Below are 19,820 nucleotides of genomic sequence, written 5' to 3' on the forward strand. Positions count from 1 at the left end.
GACAGACGGTCGTGGCAAAACGTCTTTACGGCATTGAAGTCGACCGACCACATGTGGCGGCTGAGATGCACGTTGCGGTAGTCGCCCGGACTCTGGTAGTCGGCTGTGACAAAGAATGAAAGCGTGCGCCCCAACCGGAAGTTGTTGGACAGCTTGACTATCCATATCGGGCTGCCCAAGCTGCAAGTGCCCATGCTCGTTGTCAGGTTCAGAAACTGCTTGTTAACCACCGTAGTAACCTGTGGCGTCCATGCCCCAAAGCTCTTTGAGACAACCACCGCCAGCCGCATCTCCTTGACCGAAGGCAGGTTGCGGTAAGACATTATTGACAATGCGCCCTGTGCATCCGACTGAGTACCCCAGTTGATGATTGCGTTGCGTGTGTCGGAGTAACCCAGCTGAAACTGCACCATACGCCACACGCCTTGCAGCGTCAACCCATGCACATACTCAGGTTGCAGCATTGGGTTGCCCATCTGCCACGTATAACGGCTGCCATAGAGCACATTCTTGCTCAATTGGCGGTATGTGGGGCGGTTTACTTCAGTGGAGTAAAGCAACTGGGCCTGCAACTGCCCTACGCGGATGCCCCACGACAGGTTGGGATAGACCTTGGTGAATGACTGGCTCACATCCCCCTCGCCATTGCCGGGATGAAAGGTGAACCGCGCATTCTCCACGCGGACGCCGAGACCGAAGAGGCCCACACGGGTAAGCACCGAATAGTCGGCAAAAGCCGCGCGCTGCGTCTCCCTGAGCAGGCTCTGCGCTGTGGGCATCTCGTCAAGGGTGCTGAGGTAGTTGTCGTTTCGCCGTGTGCGGACATACTCCACCCCCACGGTTGCATCGCCGCGCCACAGCTTGTGGACTGCCGAGGCGCGCAGCGACATCATCCGGTTGTTGACACGGCTGACAGCCGTGAACGCGCGACTGCTGCCGGCCCGGCTGGCCTCATCATATTCATTGTCTGTCTCGGTAGTGCTGCGGAGGTAGTCGAAGTCGGCATTGGCCTTGAAGCCGCCAATGGCCCCGGAATAATATGCGTTGACAAAGTGGCTGCGGTTGCCGTGCCCACGTTGCAGCCCTGTGGTAAGCAGCTGGTCGTATGGCTTGCCGTCTGCATAGACACTGTTGTCTGAGCTCAAATCCATTCGGCTGTAGGTATCGAATGTCAACATGTAGCGCCCGCCTACATACGACTGCCGGCCTATCTGCCAATCAATGCCCGTGGTGTTCTCTATGCGGTTGTGCCTGCGGTGCTCCTGCTCATTGCTCACTTCATTCCACAACGTGTCGGCATATACAGTCTGGGTGAGGTCTTTCCATGTCAGGTCGTTGTCAGAGCGGTATTCAAGGTTGTTGTATGCCGTCCACCGTTGTGCGCTGTAGCGCAAGCCCAACTGCTCTACCACACTGGCATTGCGGTTTTGGTACCATGTCGAGCGGGCATCCACGCTCAGCCCCCGTGCAAAGTTGGCATAGGTGGCAATCCTGACCACAGCCTTGACAGAAGCATCGTATTCAGAGCCCGGATTGGCAACCACCTCGATGCTTTCGATGTCAACAGACGAGAGACGGTCGAGCTCCGACAAATCGTATATGCGACGATTGTCAACAAAGAACACGGCCTGCCCCCGGCCCATCACATCGTATCCGCTTCCGGTCTTTCGCACAAGCGGCATCGAGGCCAACACATCTTCGAGCCTGCCGGCATGGGCCAGAGCCGTGCCACGTATTTTGTAGCGGAAGCCGCCGGGAGTGAGCTGCGACACCGGGCGCGAAGACCTGACCGTAACCTCGCCCAACCGATGCTGCGCCTCGATGAGAGTGACGGCCACCGAATCGCCATCCGGCCTGACCACGGCGGTCTCATAGCCCAGGCACGACACGGCCATCATCCATTTGCACCGGGGCCGCGGCATCACAAACCGGCCTTGTGCATCGCTCACACCGCCATTGATGTAGGCAGAGTCGGCACTGCTAAGCATTACGACTGTCGCTCCGGCAATAGCATTGCGTGAAGCGTCATACACATATCCCGTTATCTTCTCTTGCGCTACGATGGCCACCGACCACGAGGCTGCCAAAGCCATTGTCAATATCCTTATCATCTAATCAAACTAATTAATTGCCCGGTCTTCACCAAAGTTACACGCAGAAGTAACGCCTGTACAAAACACGGGGAAGACAAAGTAAAATCCAAATCCAATGGATTTTGCAATATCTCATCCCCGCTACTTCTCCAGATGTTTTCTTATACCGAATCCTTTTGTGATTTAGGTGCCGCCCTGATGCTTCAGGCATTGCGTTCTTTCTACGCCAAAATTAGTCAGAGATACAGATACGACAAAACAAATTCATATTTATCTTTGGCTTTTACTCAAAAAATCATACTTTTGTATAAGGCAAACATACCATACATTAAGTAAATCATACAAGGTATGACGATACAAGAAATAATGAAAGGCCTGCAGCAGGACGGCCATGGCACAAAGGCAATGGGAGGACAAGTTGCAGACGACATTCTCCCTTATGTGAAAAGTGCCCACGCCCTCGACAGGCTTGGGCATGGAAAGATTGTCGTGATTGATTTCGTGCATTGCTCATTCCCGTATGTTTCGCCATCCATTTTATTAAAATTGCAACAAATAAGGAATGCAAGGACAAAGGGCGACGAAGACTTAATTGACGACAGGCAGCTGTTTGACATAAAAAACATCATAAGCTCTTATTTCTCATTGCTGAAAAAAGCCAACACCATATCGGAGTCATCGGTCTTGCATTTTGACTTATCAATAGAGGCAACAGTATGCAAGGAAATGATACACATATCGTTAAGTCCCTGCCTATGCAATACAGAAAAAAGCGTAATACTCGGGGTGTGCATGCTGACTTATTCGGCGAGGAAACGACCGGGGAATGCTCTTGTAAAATTACCCCAGGCAGATGAACACTATGAATACAGACACGATGGATGGGTTCTGGCCAAGAACTCACATTTGACCAACATGGAAAAAGTTGTCATTGTGAATAGCATAAATGGTAAAAGCATAAAAGACATAGCAAAGATTCTGTCGGTTTCGATTGTTACTGTCAAGGCCCACAGAACCAACATATTCAAAAAGCTGAGGGTCAAAAACATTACCGAGGCTGTACAATATGCCGAGGATTACAATCTAATTTGAATGTCCGCAAGCTGCCTGCCGGTTACAGGCAGGCAACGGGAGCCCTGAGTTAGCTGACGCAAGCATTCCACGAGGCCCGCGGGGCTCACCTGATAAATCCTGGAGGCTTTTTTTAGAAGTTAAGAAGTTAGGAAGTTAAGGAGTTAAGACAATAGCTTTTGTGTATAATGAAGTTAGAAGGAGGGAGAAGGAGGGAGAAGGAGTTAGAGGACAATAGCTTTTGTGTATAATGAAGTTAGAGGGAGGTAGAAGGAGGGAGAAGGAGTTAGAGGACAATAGTTTTTGACTATCATCGCGCAGACCTTTTTAAATTCATAATTTTTAATTCTTTGCTCGGAGTACAGACTATAGTTATAGAACATGGGAGTTCTGGGAGTATGGGAGCTCTGGGAGCATGGGGAAAGTGTTGCAGGAAGACAGTCAAATACTATTGTCTTAACTCCTTAACTTCCTAACTCCTTAACTCCCTAACTCCTTAACTTCCTAACTCCCTAACTCCCTACCTCCCTAACTCCCCCCTATGTTTATTCGGGTGGCCCGCCCGGGCGTCAGAGCCACGTGAGCGCGGCAGCCACCACGCCCACGACCGCGGCGGCCACAGCCATGACAACCGCGCTGAGCCACAGCAGCCGCCGGGGCACGCCGCCGGCCATGCTCACCATGCCTTCGGAGCGCAGCTCAACGCCCCGTGGGCGCCCATTGTCGGAGTGTTTGTTTCCGTTCATAGCTCAAGCTGGTTTTTTACAAGTTGATAGTAAGCCCCGCGCATGGCGGTGAGCCCCTCGTGGGTGCCGCACTCCACTATGCGGCCACGGTCCATCACGGCAATGCGGTCGGCGTTTCTCACCGTGCTCAGGCGGTGGGCTATGACGAGCACCGTGCGCCCGCGCAGGAACTCGCCGAGGCTCTCGACGATGGCCCTCTCGTTGCTCGCGTCGAGCGAGTTGGTGGCCTCGTCCATGAACACATACTCGGGGTCTTTGTAGACGGCCCGCGCTATGAGTATGCGCTGCCGCTGGCCGGCGCTGAGCCCCATGCCGTTGCGCCCTATGCGCGTGTCGTAGCCCAGCGGCAGCGAGGCCACAAAGTCGTCGACGCGGGCCATGCGGGCGGCTGCCACGAGCCTGTCGGCGTCTATCTCGCCGTCGCCCACGGCGATGTTGCGCGCCACCGACTCAGAGAATATCACACCGTCTTGCATCACCACGCCCAGGCGGCTGCGCCACCACTGCGGGTCGTAGTCGGCGAGCGGGCGCCCGCCCACGGTAACCTGCCCGCCCTCGGGCGTGTAGTAGGCCAGCAGCAGCTTGAGCAGCGTGGTCTTGCCGCTGCCGCTGGCCCCCACTATGGCCGTGGTCTTGCCCTGCTCTATGTCGAGGCTTACGTCTTGGAGCGTGGGGCGCAGGGCGTTGCGGTCGTAGCGGAACGACAGCCCCACAACGCGTATGGTGCGGTCGGCCGAGGCGAAGGCCGCCATTGCGCCGTCGCGGCCCTCGGGGCGGGCGCGGTGTATCTCGTTGATGCGCTCGAGGCTCAGCCTGACGTCTTGCCACGAATAGACAAAGCCAAGCAGGCTGTCGACGGGTACGGCCAGCTGGCCCATGATGTACTGCACGGCGAGCATCTGGCCCAGCGTCATGCGCCCGTCGATCACGGCCATGGCCGCCATGACGGTTATGATGATGTCTTTGACGCTGCTTATGAGCACCCCGCCGGCCTCTTCGGCCTGCTGCAGCCTGAGAGCCTTCATCCTAATGCCAAACAGGCCGAGGCGGGTTTGCTCCCACTCTTGGCGGCGCCGGCGGCGGCAGTCTTGCAGCTTTATCTCCTGCATGGCCGTAACCATCTGCCATGTCTTGTCGTGGCTGTCGGCCTCGCGCTCAAAGCGCTCGTAGTCGAGCACACGACGGCGTCGCAGGAAGGCCGCCATCCACAGCCCATAGACCGCGCTGAAGGCCGCGAAGACGAGGAACAACACGGCGTCGTAGGCCAGCAGCATACAGCCGAACACGGCAATGGTCATGGTAGAGAAGAGCACCGTGAGCACATGGCCGGTGAGAAACTGCTCCACGCGGTCGTGGTCGGCCATGCGCTGCAGCAGGTCGCCGGTGTGCTTGGTGTCGAAGAAGGGCATGGGCAGGCTGAGCAGCTTGGCGAAGAAGTCGGACAGTATGCTAAGGTTGACCCTCATGCTGACGTGCGTAAGCAGCCAGCGGCGCACGAAGTCGAGGGCCGTGGCGCTGAACGTGAGCATGAGCTGGCCCGCCAGCACGAGCCACACAAAGCCAATGTCGCGCAGGGCTATGCCCCTGTCTACCACGGCCTGGGTGAGCAGGGGCAGCAGCAGCTGTATGGCACTGCCTATGGCCAACCCTGCCAGCACATGGGCGAAGGCAGCCTTGTAGCGGCGGACATAGGCCATCAGGAAGCGCACCGAGCCGGTGTCGCCGCCACGCTTGCCGGTGGCTGCCTCGGCGAAGGCCGGGGTGGTTTCCAAGAGCATGGCTATGCCCTTGTCTTCGCCATCGGAGCGCGAGCTGAGCCATCCCTCCTCAAGCTCGGCGCGCGAATATTCCACGAGGCCCTTGGCCGGGTCGGCCACACAGTAGCGCAACCTGCGCCCGCGCCCCCTGATGCGGTAGAGCACCACAAAGTGGCGCTGCCGCCAGTGGAGTATGCAGGGCAGAGGGGCCTTGGCAAGCATATCCACCGGCAGGCGCCCGCTGACGGTGTGCAGGCCCAGGGCCTCGGTGGCACGGCTCATGCCGAGCAGCGAGACACCCTCGGCCGTAGACGGACACAGCTCCTCGACCTCGGCCGCCGACATCTTGCGGCCGTGGTATTCGCACACCATCTGCAGGCAGGCTATGCCGCACTGCATGGCGTCGTGCTGCATGCGAAAGGGGAAAACGGACATTGAGAGCTTTGAGTTATGAGTTATGAGTTAAAAATTAAGAGTTAAGAACTTGATAAGTTAAGAATTAAGAATTACGAAAAGGCTGCGCGGTGATAGTCAAATGCAAATGTCTGTACTCCTACACTCCTGTCTCCTGTCTCCTGTCTCCTAAAGACGCATCCCGATGCAAATTCTTAAACATTTCACATCTTCATGATTCCCGACGAGCCACGGTCAACCTCAAGCTCGGTGCGCTCCACCTTCTTGCGGCCGAAGTCGAAACTGTAAGAAATCTTCAACCAAGCCGAACACATGTTGTTGTAAACGGTGGCTCGGTCATAGCTGTAAGTGCCGAAGTCAAACCATTGCCGCTTTTTGTAATCCTTGTCGAAGATGCGCTGGCATCCTATCTCTGCGTATAGCCCCTTGTGGTGCCAGGATGCAGTGAAATAGTATTGCGCCGGAGTTTCATTCCATTGCGAACCGGACAGTTCACTCATCTTTGAGGAATACATTGCCGTCAAGGTGAAGTTTTTTATATAATAGTTTGTTGACAATGAAAACAGCATACAGTCATTGTGTGCGGAATATACGCCTGTTAACCGTTGTCCTTTGTACATCAGTTGCCCCGACAATTGCAGTGAGCGGTTAAGCAGGCTCCACGCCACGGCTCCGCCGGCGATGCAAGAGTGCAATGCCCCGTCTGACATGTATGTGCTAACCATCGTTTCGCCTTCTGTCGTGTAGAAATCTTTCGTCAAGTCTGCGGCGATGAAGTAGTCTCCGAACAAAGACAGGTTGACATTCTTCAGTGCCAGGCTGTAGCCTATGTCAAAAAAGTGCAGCTTCTCTATCTCAAGGTTCGGGTTGCCGCGCTTTATGGTATATTGGTTTACCCTCTGCTCCGTGTTGTTGTAGAGATCCATGGTAGGCACGCTCGTACCCATCGACCAGTTGGCATACAGAGAGTTTTTGCTGTTTATGCTGTAGCTTGTTGATATAGTGGGGCGCCCTTGTATCTTTCTTGTTGCCCCTATTCCCTTTATGTAGTATCTCTCCCAATACAAACCAGGCTGTATGCCGATGCGCAGCTTTTTGGCGAATGTGTGGGTGTACATCGGCAGCAACTGCAATCCTCCGTCTTGAATCTCCTGTCCGGCGTCAATGGTTCCGATGTAGTCTGCCTTGCTCCATGTGTTGAATCCCCAAATGAATAAGGTTACGGAGTTGTTGTGGCGCAGGTCGGCCGTATATTTAACATGCGCGTCAAAGTTGTTTCTTATTTCCTTTGTGTCGGTGATAACAGGCGTCAGGCCACCCTCGGTGTAGTCGCGCCGGTAGGTGTTGTTGCCGTATGCGTAATTGGCCTGCACCCGCAACGTCTGCCCTTTGCCCGGCCTTGTCTCCATGAAGAGTGTGGCCTGCGGTGTTGCGTTGCGGCTTTGCGTCGTGGTTGTTGCCATGGCATCAGGGTATGCCTGAGGCGAATAGACTACAAGAGTGCTGTGCCGGTCGGTCGGCGTTTCACCCCAGCCAAGGCCGATGTCGGCGTATGCCGTTGTCTTGTCCGTCCGGTACGTCATGCGCATCTTGCCGTAGTAGTTGCGTTGCTTCGTCAGTCCGTAGGTGGCTGTGGTCTGCTTCGTGAAGGGCGCGTCAAAGGCATAGTGCTCCGTTCCCGATGTTCCAACAGCATCTTCACGGTCGAAGTCGGTACCGGCCAGCAGTGTTATGTTCATTTTGTTCATGTCAAAGCCAACCTGAGCCGAGTATCCTCCAACATTCAGCCCGGGATGGAATGTAGTCGACGTGCGCACGTCAACATACCCTCCGCGCCCATACTTTCTTGTTATGAAGTTCAGCACGCTCTGCTCTCCCGGAAATTCATCCGACGGTTGGTCATAGTATTCCACGCGCACAATGTCCTTCGGCCTCAGGCGGTCGGCCTCCATGGCATCGGCCTTGCGGTTGTCAATATATATTGTTGGAGCGGTGTTGTTGGCATTCTTTACTGTTCCGCTAACCCGGTCAACCGTCAGCTTGGGTATCATCATGTTGGCCAGCAAACCTATGCCCGAGTTGGCCGCGTCCACCTGCCGTTGCGTTGGCATGTAGGCGGTGTAGTCGCCTTTCTGTATGGCCGTGCGCCCCTCTACGGTGACGCCGCCAAGCTCCATCTGCCGGTATATGCTGTCACTTGCCGCCGGGGCGGTTTGCGTGCTGTCGGCCGGGACGGTCTGCGCCGATGCGCCGGCACAACAACATGCCAACGCCACTGATGCCAAAATCTCCTTCTCCATAATGCGTGTCTGTTTTATTGAATTAATGAACGTTAGCTTGCCCGGCAGCAGCCCCCTGATGCGGTAGAGCACAAAGAATTGACACAGCCGCCGATGGTGCATGCAGGGCAGAGAGGCCTTGGCAAGCATGCCCATCGGCATTGTACAGAACAGGCAAATACGCGGCCGCAAAGCTCAGAACGTGCCTTTGTCTGTATCCCGGTTTGTTATCTTCTTTCTTATCTTGCTGTCCTTGCCCTTGAACAGCGTGTAGCTTGCCCCTATGACAAACATAGAGGCATTGTCGTTGATGATGTTGGTAGATGAGTGAGCGATGATGTCGTTGGGCAATGTCTCGGAATGGTATTTTGACCTTGAGAACGCCCAGTAGCAGCCGACGTTCAGCATAAGCTGCTTGTGACGGTAATAGACCATGACGTGGCCAGCGTTTTCGTCGTCGGAGAGGTAGGGCCCGCTTATACACCTCGACACGATGTTGCCGGTATAGTAGGCCCCAAACCGCCCGTGGCTGAGGTTGACCGTATACCACAGCGGCGTATACCATTTTGAGCTCACCCCCATCAGCCTGCTGTCAATGCGCTGGTTGACAGCCTTTCCGTAGAGGTTAACCGTGAGAATCCCAGAGGAGAACGGGCGTATGGCAACAGAGTATGTGGCACCCATTTGCCTGAAGCTCTCGGCGTTCTCGTATGTCTGCACCACGCTGCCCGACTCTGTGGCATGGTAATACGTATTGATGGGGTTGTTGGTGAACGATGCAAGCATCGAGACGTTGAGGTCTATCCACGACAGGCGGTGGCCAACGCTAAGCGAGCATGAATATGTGTTTGAGCTGCGCAAATAGGGATTACCCCGCTTCACCAGCCTGTAGGCCAGCTGCACGGCGTTGTTGCTGAGCTGGGATATGCCGGGTGGCTCTGATTGCGACGACAATTCCAACCTCACAATGCCGTTTTTGTATGAATAAGACAGCAAAAGCTGAGGCGAGAACACCACTGATGTTTGATGGGTGTCGTCGTTGGAGGTGCGCAACAACGTTGCTCCTGCGCTCACCCTATATCCCAGCCGCTTATGTGAGCCGCCATATTCGGCGTAAGCGTAGTGGCTGCTGTTGGCCGAACGGTAGCGGTATTCGCGGTTGTCGCTGAGCGTGTTGCTGATGTAGGCCGTCGACCGCCCGGCCATTCCCCTGTATCCTATGTTCATTGAAGAGTTCTTCCACGATCGCGTATACATCATTTCCGCTATCAGCGAAACCTTGTGGTTGCGCGACGTCATGTTGTCGTCAAGCATTGTGGCGCCGTCATCGCACGCCCACTGCCTGTTGCTCTCGCTCTGGTCATTATGATAGTATGTGCCCACCACATCTGCAATAATCTCATGTTTTTTGCCAATCTTCTTGTTCAGATAAACGTTGACCGTAGGCCCAAATGTGTTGAGCTTTCTGTGGCTCTCGCCGTTTCCCCCGGCCCAGTTGTCATCACCAATGGTGGTGACCCGCATGTCGGACTGGCTGAACGAGTGTGACAGCGACGGGCTGAAGGCCACCTGCATCACCAGGTCTTCGGGCTTGTTGTAAGTGTATTTCAAGTCGAAGTCATTGTTTGTATATCCAAAGGGCCGGCTGTTATGGTATATGTAACTCGCCCCCTTGCCACTGCCGGGAATGTCGAACCGCTCTGTCCACTCGCAGTCACTGTAGTTACGGTAAGACAGCGAGTAGTCGAAAGACAGCTGGTGGCGCCCGGATGTGAGGCGCAGCCATGTGCCGGCATCGCCAAACTTTGTTGTCAGCGCGTGCTGTCCTCCGACACCAAGGGCAAACCCATTGTCAAGGCGCTTGGTGATTATGTCGACCACCGTTCCCATGCCAACATATTTGGCCGGTGGCACAACATATTGCTCCACCCTTATTACCTTGTTGGCAGGCACAGACTTCAAGTCGTAGTCAGAGCAAGGCACACCGTTGAGCAACAGCATAACCTTGCCACCGTCCATCATCTTCAGCCTGCTGCTCACAGGGTCAACATGAACATCACGCAATGTGGCCACGAGGTCGGCCGCATGCTGAGCTTTCTCCACCTGCTCTTCGGTAAACGTATACGTGTCACGGTCGGCACGGGTGGTCTTGCGGCTGCCTTTTACTGTCACTCCTGCCAGCTCCATCTGTCTGGACACACTGTCAAGGCTCACAGCCTCACGGGTGCTGTCGGCGGCGTTCACGTTTGCTTCTGCCCGCGTGCTGTCGGCCGGGACGGTCTGCGCCGATGCGCCGGCAAAACAACATGCCAACGCCACTGATGCCAAAATCTTCTTCTCCATAATGCGTGCTGTTTTATTGAATTGTTGAACGTTAGCTTGCCCGGATGTCAAGCACCCGGCAGCAGCCCCCTGATGCGGGCCTCATTGACAACATGACTCTCGGCGTAGTGCGGAAACCTATCCATGAAGCAATCTGGGCAGCCATAATTTATTGCATACCGGTGCAGCCTATCGGCATGGCTGCAATCTAATGACAAAAAGCAGGATTGTCTGCAACAGGACACCACTGCACAAAGTAACCACCTACCACTCCTCCGGCCACATGGGGTCTGTTATCCGTCATTGAGGCGTTGCATTATGGCTACCTCGTTCAACTTTTTATTTGTTTCCATTGTTTCTGGTTATTAATCGTAATTACCTACTCATATAGCTTTTCGGTTTCCGCTCCTTTTGGGTCTGGTCCATGCTTTTATCTATGCGCAGTAATAAAAGTCGGTATGTCGGAATTAGTCCCTGCGGAATGCGGCTCAGGGCCGGTATCATATAATCAATCAAACAGACGTGAGTCAAATATCTATATATCGCAAATATACAACATATTTTTTAAGTTTAGTTGTTTTGCCGCCATTATTTTTTATACTTATAAGCATTTGGCGGGTTATCGACCCATTGACATGACATTGCCACCAACAAGGCGTGATGCAGCAAGCACTCGGCGCCCAACCTTTAATTCTTAACTTTCAATTCTTAGATTCTGGCTGTCCTGTCGAGCCTCCACCGCGCTATGTCGGAGGCAAAGAACAGCACATCGAGAGCCACAAGCCAGAGCGGAAGCCAATGCCCCGGCTGAAAGTCTGAGCAACAGAAGGCATAAAGCATGATGGCCATGAACGCCAAGTCGAGCTCAAGGCCCACGCGGAGTTCGCGCCTGAGGCCGCCCCCAGCCGAACGCGGGCGCACCACAACCGCCAGCAGGCAGACGCAAAGCAACGACAGAACCACGGCCAGAGGCCACCTCCACGGCCCGACGCCCGAGGCAAAGGCCACGACGCCAACACCAACCAGCAGGGCCACACCAAGCACAAGCTGAGCCACGAACGACGCCACGACGCCACGGCCGGCATCGGCAACGGCACCATCAGACAGGCTGCCGCGCCACTGGCGGAACCACGCCGCCACGTCGGCGCACAGGAACACAGCCAAGGCGGCAAACACCATGTTGACCACCAAGGCCGACTGCTCAAGGCTGAGGCAGGCCAGGATGCCAACAAGCAGGATGCCGTCGACCATCAGCGTCTGGCCGGAAAGACGGCGCAAAAGCCCGCGCAGGCCAAGGGCAACCACCCCACATACGGACAAGCCCACAAGGGCCAAGGCCCAAAAGCCCCCGGCAATACTACCGAGCCACACGCCAAAAGCAGCAACGGCACAGCCACCCGTAAGCAGCAGCAACGATTTCCTGTCAAAATCTCCCATATTCAATATTCTAATCATTAATAAAAAACACTGTTTAACCAACATTTCAACCCATGGCTTAAAGACAGCTACAGCTGATTACCACTACTCAAAGAACCCGCTAAAACTATTCTTGCCGTAAGACAACTCAATGCTGTATTTTTCGTTGTCGTCAGGCAACGGTATCACACTTGCCGACGGTGACAGAGGCATGGCACCATGATAAATCACCTTGTTGGCAGAATCCTTTATGACAATGTCTACATTGGGAAGCAAATCCTTGGATTTTATCCATACATTATTTTCATCATAATTTACTGTGGGAGCTACGCTGCGATGACCTTTATTTGATGTTTCTTCATCATTATTTTCATTCAACTCCACTTCTTTTATATCAGCAAAGCAATTTGCCGAAACAAAAAGTCCAATTAACAATGTTGCAATTCTTACCATATCAGTCCTTTCTTTTTTATGGCAAAGTTAGCATTTTCAGAAGAAAGAGGAAAACTATTGGGTTTTCAAAAGTATTTTCAATTGGTTGCGACTGTTTTCAAAAGTGTTTTCATAAGAGCAACTAATTGATTTACAAATAATTACAAGCAGAACGCAAAGTAAGCGTAAAGTGTCAAAAATGGCATAACAGCCATGTCCACACGTCAAAGAGACTGTATGAAATTATCCCAATCGCTTCCGTTGCCGTCAACTCCGAAAATCTTACGGAACAATCGCCTGCGTATATTGCTTATTGTAGACGCCTCTTTAAATGTAAGCCGCGCTATTTCTGCCGGCTGCAAATCAATTTTTATAAGCAGGCAAACGTGATATTCTATTTCTGATATCCTCGTCTTTGACAACAGGCAATTCTTAAATCCTGGGTATATCTTGTTCACGCAGTCGTCCAATTCAGCCCAGTCATCATCCGTGAGCCTGTTTTCATTGCCTGCAGAGCATTTTGTATTGTCGTTTTTAATTCGTGTTATTTTCCGAACTATCGGCGTTGCCATCAAACGCTGTTTGCGTTCTGAAACAGAGACATCGGCACCATCTAGCGCTTCATCCATTCCATGCCCTACACGAACACGGTTATTACGAAGATGTTTCTTCAAAGACTTAAACACCAACATTGCCACAATCAAAGCTACGGCAGTGACCAAAAAGGCGGCATACCGATCTTTGCTTTCTCTTTTCCATTCGTTGTATTCTTCTTCAAATCTTATCTTTGCCAAGCTCTCTATGGCCCTGATTCTGTCTATGGAATCTGTCAGCTGCTTAAAATGCCTGAAATGGTAAGTGGCGGAATCCATCATGCTGTGTTTTGAATAAAACTCAGACAGATTGGCATGTGCATTTTGCTTGCCATACAGATTACCCATTACAACAAGCCGCTTATAGCATTCAATAGCCTTAGCCTCGCGATTCGTATCCTTGTAAAGACGCGCAGCTATAGACAAGACGGAAGTCCTGTCTACTGAATCGTCATAGGCTATAGCAACATTGAGCAAACGTTCTGCATCTGTGTATTTTCTCATATCGAGGTATACACGCGCCTTTTGAGCGCTTATTGAGGCTCTCATTGACTCATCACCACGCTCTACAGCCAACTTTAGACCTTTATTAAATAAGCACAACGCACTGTCAAATTGGCCAAGTTCACTATAACAACACGCCAAGTCGCGAAAATCGAACATCATTCCAATTGAATTTCCACGCATTGAATCACACAACAAAGCCTCGCGGTATGACTTTAAGGCCTCTTCGTAAAGCCTGTTCATGTAAAGCAAATTGGCTATTTGCGCATGGCACAGCGACATTATCTTCACGTCGCCGTATTCTTCTGCCACATCGATGGCGTTATATAAATACCTCAAGGCAGCGGCCGGCTTGTTCATGTCGCGATATGCACTGGCTGCATAATAATAGGCTGTGGGCAGCAGACGGCGGTCGCCGCCATGCTCGTAATAGCTCACGATACTGAGTATACCGTCGGTGGTGTCGTTAGGCTGGTAGGCCTTGTCACGGGCCTTTACCCTCAGCAGGGCGTAATACATGCTGTCCTGCAGGGGCATTGCGTGGGCGCTGTCGGCTATAGTGTCGAGCAAGGCCAGGGCGCTGTCGGCGTTGCACTCAGCAAGGCTGTCAGCAACCAGGAGCGACCGCGGATAGATGTGCCTGGTGTCGCACGACATGAAAACAGCCATGACAACTGCTGATGCAAACAAGAATAGCTTGGTGACAATACTCATAACAAATGCAAAAGTAACAAAAAAACTTTATAGTCTGTTATTATTTTATCAGAATTGTATGTTAAATACTCATTGAATCCACCTCATTGCACACCAAGCCGAAGCAGCAGAAGCGTCAGACACAGCCCCTACGCCACACATTTAATTCTTAACTCTTAATTCTTAATTTTCAATTCTTAGATTCTGGCTGTCCTGTCGAGCCTCCACCTCGCTATGTCGGAGGCAAAGAACAGCACATCGAGAGCCGCAAGCCAGAGCGGGAGCCAATGCCCCGGCTGAAAGTCTGAGCAACAGAAGGCATAAAGCGTGATGGCCATGAACGCCAAGTCGAGCTCAAGGCCCACACGGAGTTCGCGCCTTAGGACGCCCCCCGCCGAACGCGGGCGCACCACAACCGCCAGCAGGCAGACGCAAAGCAACGACAGAACCACGGCCAGAGGCCACCTCCACGGCCCGACGCCCGAGGCAAAGGCCACGACGCCAACACCAAGCAGCAGGGCCACACCAAGCACAAGCTGAGCCACGAACGACGCCACGACGCCACGGCCGGCATCGGCAACGGCACCATCAGACAGGCTGCCGCGCCACTGGCGGAACCACGCCGCCACGTCGGCGCACAGGAACACAGCCAAGGCGGCAAACACCATGTTGACCACCAAGGCCGACTGCTCAAGGCTGAGGCAGGCCAGGATGCCAACAAGCAGGATGCCGTCGACCATCAGCGTCTGGCCGGAAAGACGGTGCAAAAGCCCGCGCAGGCCCAGGGCAACCACCCCACACACAGACAAGCCCACAAGGGCCAAGGCCCAAAAGCCTCCGGCAATACTACCGAGCCACACGCCAAAAGCAGCAACGGCACAGCCACCCGTAAGCAGCAGCAATGATTTCCTGTCGAGATCTCCCATAATTATTGCTTGTTTATTTGTTACACATAACAACAGACAGCCATCGTTTGAACAAAAAAATTTTGCGACAACCCACGTTGCGATTACAAATATACAAAATAAACGGCTGTCTGCAAAACAAATTGCAACAAATGAAAAGACTTCACCGACAAAAGAAACAAAACCCACAGGCAATCAACCACGGCCAGAGCCCCCGCCATAAGCTTGGGCCACAACCTCTGTTTGGGATGGTGAAAGACCCAAAGGCAAGGCCGGGGCAAGTTGCAAGCAGCACCATGCCCCCGGCCCTGCCTTTCAGCGGGCAACTGACGGCCCGGCACCGCCACCTCCGCCCACCACGAGGGTGTTGGTGGTCATGCGCGTCATGTATTGCTGTATGATGGCTTTCAGCTCGCGCTCCATCGCTGCCTGCTCGCTGACGCGGCCCACGAGGTTGTGCTCAAGCAGCAGGTCGGTGCGGAAGCGGTAGACGGCCTTGGTGCGGCTGCCGTCGAACTGCAACAGGTAGTCGCCCTTGACATACTGGTAGATGCCGTTCAGGTAGTTGACGGCCCATGTGTCTTGCGGTTCGGTGTTGAAGAGGTCGCAGCCGAAGGCCACATACGGGCGGTCGTAGCCCAGGTAGCCCAGCACCGTTGGCATGATGTCAATCTGCTGCGCTATGGCGTCGCGCATTCCCGGCTTTATCTCGCCCGACGGGTCGAAGAATATGATGGGCGAGCAGAATCCGCCCAGGTCGGTCTGGTAATAGTCGTGGTCAGAGAGGTTGGTGTGGTCTGACGTTATCACGAAGAGCGTGTTTTTGTACCACGGCTGGCGGCTGGCTGTGGCGAAGAAGCGTCGCAGCGCGTTGTCGGTGTAGCGAATGCACTTGTGTATGGCTATGCCCTCCTCGGGGTAGACGTCTTTGTATTCGTCGGGTATTACGTAGGGGTGGTGCGACGATGCCGTGAACACAGCCGACATGAACGGCTGGCGGAACTCCGACATCTTGAGAGCGTAGAACTGCAGGAAGGGCTCGTCCCAGATGGCCCACATGCCGTCGAAGTCGCGGTCGCCGCCAAAGCGCTTGTCGTCGTTATACTCCGTGCGCCCGAAGTAGTCGTCGAAGCCCGTGGTGCGCGCAAAGGCCTGGAAGCCCATCGAGCCGTTCTCGGCCCCGTGGAAGAAAGCCGAGTAGTAGCCCTTGTGCTTAAGCTCGCCGGCCAGTCCGCTCACGTCGTTCATCGACGAGGGCGTGAGGAAGAACGGCTCCACAAACATTGGTATGCCCGAGAGTATGCTCGGCATGCCGTCGATGCTCTTGCGCCCGTTGCAGTATGAGTAGAGCCACGTGGCGCTGTGCTGCATTAGCGAGTCGACGAAAGGCGTATATCCCTTGTACTTGCCCCCGTCGAGCCAATGGTTGTAGCCCCCGATGTACTCGCGGCCGAAGCTCTCGACAATGAGCACCACCACATTCTTGCGGCGGGCCACCGCGCTGTCTTGCGGCATGTGCACCGGGGTGTATATGGCGTCGAGCTCGGCCGGGGCGAAATAGCCGGGCACGGTGAACACGGGCTTGTTGAACGTGCGTATGAGCGAGAACGGCGTGTTGAGCACCACGGCGGCCTCGAGCGGGCGGTCAACATACTGGTTGGCGTTGCTTATGGTGATGGGGCGCACGGCCGTGGTGGCCCCTCCGCGCATACCAATCACCGTCAGCGGCACATAGGCCAGCAGCCACAGCAGCTGAACGCCGTAGTAGGCCAGCGCAGGCTTGAGCCTCAGCGGCTTGCCCACACAGGACGGGCGCGGGCCCGAGGGCATGAAGTAAAGCCGCCACAGCCCCCACACGAGCACGGCGGCAAGCACCACGAGGTACCAGTGGCGCAGCAGCTCCACGCCTACCACCGAGCCGATGTTGTGCTCGGAGGCAAACTCTGAGAACACTGTCACCGTGGTGCGGCGCCCCGTATACTGGAAATATACCGAGTCGGCAAGGTTGGCCACTATGCACACGGCGTTGCACACCACGAACACCCAGCGCGCCACGCGCTGCCAGGCGTCGGTCTCCTTGTAGTGCAGGGGCAGCAGCATCAGCAGCGCGTAGAGCGCGTTGGTGTAGAGTATGGCCGACGTGTCGAACACCAACCCGCCGTGCAGCATCTCAAAAAACTTGCCCCACGTAAGGCTTGGGGCGAACGCCTGCCAGTTTTCAAGCAGGAAAGCCAGCCGGCACACCTCGTAGACCACATAGACGAGTACGAGGTTCATCACCAGGCACAACGGCCCGGAATAAATGGATTTGCGTATTCTGTTCATTGCTATCATGAGGCCCCTTTCCCGTCTCCCCTATGGGGAGAAGACCTGGGTGGAAGGGTGGCGGCCCCTCTCCCGTCTCCCCCGTGGGGAGAAGACCTGGGTGGAAGGGTGGCAGCCCCTCTCCCGTCTCCCCTATGGGGAGAAGATCTGGGCGGAAGGGTGGCAGCCCCTCTCCCGTCTCCCCCGTGGGGAGAAGCTCTGGGCGGAAGGGTGGCGGCCCCTCTCCCGTCTCCCCCATGGGGAGAAGCTCTGGGCGGAAGGGTGGCAGCCCCTCTCCCGTCTCCCCCGTAGGGAGAAGAGCTGGGCGGAAGAGTGGCAGCCCCTCTCCCGTCTCCCCCGTGGGGAGAAGAGCTGGGCGGAAGAGTGGCAGCCCCTCTCCCGTCTCCCCCGTGGGGAGAAGAGCTGGGCGGAAGGGCGTTCTGTTAATTAATTGTTTATATTATTATATTCTATTCTATCTTACCTGTGGGCAGCCTCACGTAGGCAGCGTAATATCCCACGTGGAAAGCTCCTCATCGGAAACGTTGTATTCCACGTGGAAAACTCGTCGGCATCGTAGCTTCTCCCCACGGGGGAGACGGGAGAGGGGCTTTACCTATACACCATCCTCAGTATGAGGAAGTTGGTTGGCACGGCCACCATCAGCACCAGCACCGGGGCCACGAGCCGGTGGATGCCCACGGCCACGAAGATGTTGAAGAGCACTATGTGCAGCGAGTAGTTCACCAGGTGGCTGAAGCCGAAGCCCGCCGCCTTGCCCGCCGATACGTGCGACCTGAAGGTGAAGTGGGTGGTCATGAAGAAGTTGCACACCAGGCTCACCACATATCCCACGGTGTAGTCGACGCTGAGCCACACGCCCCCCTTGAGGAAGAGCTGCATCAGGTAGTATACGCCGTAGTGTATGGCGGCGGCCACTGTGCCCACGATGCAGAACCTGACAAACTGCATCAGCTTATCTCTGCCGGGCATTCTCATGGGCTCGTAATGTTGTTGCGGCCGTGCGCGGGGCATAGTCGCGGGTTGTCATCTCCACCACGAGCTTTATCCATATCAGCACACAGGGCAGCGCCTTGAGCGCGTAGGGTTGCACGTAGTGCTTGCGCAGGTATGCGGGGAAGAGGTCGGAGGGCGACATCGACGTAAGTATGAAGGCGAAGACCATCAGCGCCACGTCGAGCCGCGACCGCTGCCACGGCGCCTTGACATACCACAGCGCGGCGCCCGTGAGGGCTATGATGTATGTCGACGACTCGCTGCCTGTGCTGAAGAGCACCACGAAGAGCAGCGTAGAGGCCAGGAAGGCGCACCGGAAGGCCTCGTGGCGCCACTGCCCCCGGCGCAGGTATGGCAGGGCAAAGGCCGCCAGGCCGGGCACTATGAGCCACAGGTCGGAGTACGACGGGCACCGGCTTATCTTGCGCACCAGGCCGAGCAGCGACTGGTTCTGCCCGCCGCTGAACATGTTGTCGGCGTTTTTCTCGGTCAGGCTCACCCACCACGCCTTGTACTGCCCCACTATATACTCGGGGCTGCTTATGGCCATGGGCAGCACGAAGAACACCGCGGCCCACACGGCCAGCCACATGGCGAAGCGGGCCTTGTGGCGCGAGAAGAAGAAGAAGGCCAGGCCCACAATGCCGTAGAGCTTGACAAACGTGCCGAGCATGACGAGGAAGGCCGCCGTGCCCTCGCGCTCGCGCTCCACGCAGACATAGGTGCCCACGATGATGGCGGCAATGGCTATGTTGAACTGGCTCATGAACAGGGCCGTGAGCAGCTCGTGGGCGCAAAACCAGTAGACAAACACCTGCTTGCGCCACTCCATGGGCAGCCGCCTCACGGCCACATAGAGCGACATGGCCAGCATCACCTCCCACAGGAGCAGGCCCAGCCACTGGGGCACCACGGCAAAGGGGGCTATCACCAGGCTGAACGCCGGGCCGTAATGGTTGGTGTCAAAGTATTCGGCCGGATAGGGCTCGTAGAGCGGCAGCTGCCCCCATGCATGCCAGAAGACATACTTGAAGATAAGGAAGTTGTTGCACTTGCTCAGCTTGAGCAGCGCGGCAATCACGGGCAAGAGCAGCCACAGGCCCACCAGCGTGCGCGGGTCGGTGAAGAACGGCTTGCGGAAGAAACGCCGCAAGGCTTCGGTCGTATTGTTCATCTCGCATTCAAATTTCATGCAAAAGTAGCTATTTTTCCCGAAATGATGCCGTTATCTCAATATTTTTGCATAGTTTTGCTTATCATTAAAAACAAAGCCA

Annotated in this window: 13 protein-coding genes; 1 reads left to right on the forward strand and 12 read right to left on the reverse strand. The window is 55.0% G+C overall.

What is annotated here, in order from left to right:
• A partial coding sequence (locus M3089_RS01470) for a TonB-dependent receptor (protein WP_249081363.1) occupies positions 1 to 2,111 on the reverse strand: 2,111 nt, incomplete at its 3' end.
• Between the two features lie 330 nt (positions 2,112 to 2,441).
• Here M3089_RS01470 and M3089_RS01475 point away from each other — a divergent pair.
• Positions 2,442 to 3,185, forward strand: a complete 744-nt coding sequence (locus M3089_RS01475) for a helix-turn-helix domain-containing protein (protein WP_249081364.1) — start codon at positions 2,442 to 2,444, stop codon at positions 3,183 to 3,185.
• Positions 3,186 to 3,733: 548 nt separating this feature from the next.
• Here M3089_RS01475 and M3089_RS01480 read toward each other — a convergent pair.
• The 11 genes from M3089_RS01480 to M3089_RS01530 form a co-directional block, all read right to left on the reverse strand.
• Complete coding sequence (locus M3089_RS01480) at positions 3,734 to 3,910, reverse strand: hypothetical protein (protein ID WP_249081366.1); 177 nt, start codon at positions 3,908 to 3,910, stop codon at positions 3,734 to 3,736.
• Positions 3,907 to 6,102: a peptidase domain-containing ABC transporter gene (locus M3089_RS01485; RefSeq protein WP_249081367.1), complete on the reverse strand. Its 2,196-nt coding sequence runs from the start codon at positions 6,100 to 6,102 to the stop codon at positions 3,907 to 3,909. The genes M3089_RS01480 and M3089_RS01485 overlap by 4 nt, the downstream gene beginning before the upstream one ends.
• A gap of 182 nt (positions 6,103 to 6,284) precedes the next feature.
• A complete protein-coding gene (locus M3089_RS01490; RefSeq protein ID WP_249081368.1) occupies positions 6,285 to 8,381 on the reverse strand; it encodes an outer membrane beta-barrel protein in 2,097 nt (698 codons plus the stop codon).
• A gap of 174 nt (positions 8,382 to 8,555) precedes the next feature.
• Positions 8,556 to 10,703, reverse strand: a complete 2,148-nt coding sequence (locus M3089_RS01495; protein WP_249081369.1) for an outer membrane beta-barrel protein — start codon at positions 10,701 to 10,703, stop codon at positions 8,556 to 8,558.
• A 687-nt stretch (positions 10,704 to 11,390) separates the two neighbouring features.
• Complete coding sequence (locus M3089_RS01500; RefSeq protein WP_249081370.1) at positions 11,391 to 12,137, reverse strand: hypothetical protein; 747 nt, start codon at positions 12,135 to 12,137, stop codon at positions 11,391 to 11,393.
• A 66-nt stretch (positions 12,138 to 12,203) separates the two neighbouring features.
• On the reverse strand, positions 12,204 to 12,551 hold the full coding sequence (locus M3089_RS01505) for a DUF3244 domain-containing protein (protein ID WP_249081371.1): 348 nt from the start codon (positions 12,549 to 12,551) through the stop codon (positions 12,204 to 12,206).
• Between the two features lie 203 nt (positions 12,552 to 12,754).
• The gene (locus M3089_RS01510) at positions 12,755 to 14,341 is read right to left on the reverse strand and encodes a tetratricopeptide repeat protein (protein ID WP_249081372.1); all 1,587 of its coding nucleotides are present in this window, start codon (positions 14,339 to 14,341) and stop codon (positions 12,755 to 12,757) included.
• Positions 14,342 to 14,517: 176 nt separating this feature from the next.
• Positions 14,518 to 15,246 carry a hypothetical protein gene (locus M3089_RS01515; RefSeq protein ID WP_249081373.1) on the reverse strand — a complete coding sequence of 243 codons (729 nt, stop codon included), beginning with the start codon at positions 15,244 to 15,246 and terminating at the stop codon, positions 14,518 to 14,520.
• A gap of 294 nt (positions 15,247 to 15,540) precedes the next feature.
• Complete coding sequence (locus tag M3089_RS01520) at positions 15,541 to 17,559, reverse strand: LTA synthase family protein (protein WP_249081374.1); 2,019 nt, start codon at positions 17,557 to 17,559, stop codon at positions 15,541 to 15,543.
• Positions 17,560 to 18,141: 582 nt separating this feature from the next.
• The gene (locus M3089_RS01525) at positions 18,142 to 18,522 is read right to left on the reverse strand and encodes a GtrA family protein (RefSeq protein ID WP_249081376.1); all 381 of its coding nucleotides are present in this window, start codon (positions 18,520 to 18,522) and stop codon (positions 18,142 to 18,144) included.
• On the reverse strand, positions 18,506 to 19,720 hold the full coding sequence (locus M3089_RS01530) for a glycosyltransferase family 87 protein (protein ID WP_394802235.1): 1,215 nt from the start codon (positions 19,718 to 19,720) through the stop codon (positions 18,506 to 18,508). The genes M3089_RS01525 and M3089_RS01530 overlap by 17 nt, the downstream gene beginning before the upstream one ends.
• Positions 19,721 to 19,820: the final 100 nt, after the last annotated feature.

The sequence above is a fragment of the Marseilla massiliensis genome (assembly GCF_023336985.1).
Classification (GTDB): domain Bacteria; phylum Bacteroidota; class Bacteroidia; order Bacteroidales; family Bacteroidaceae; genus Prevotella; species Prevotella intestinigallinarum.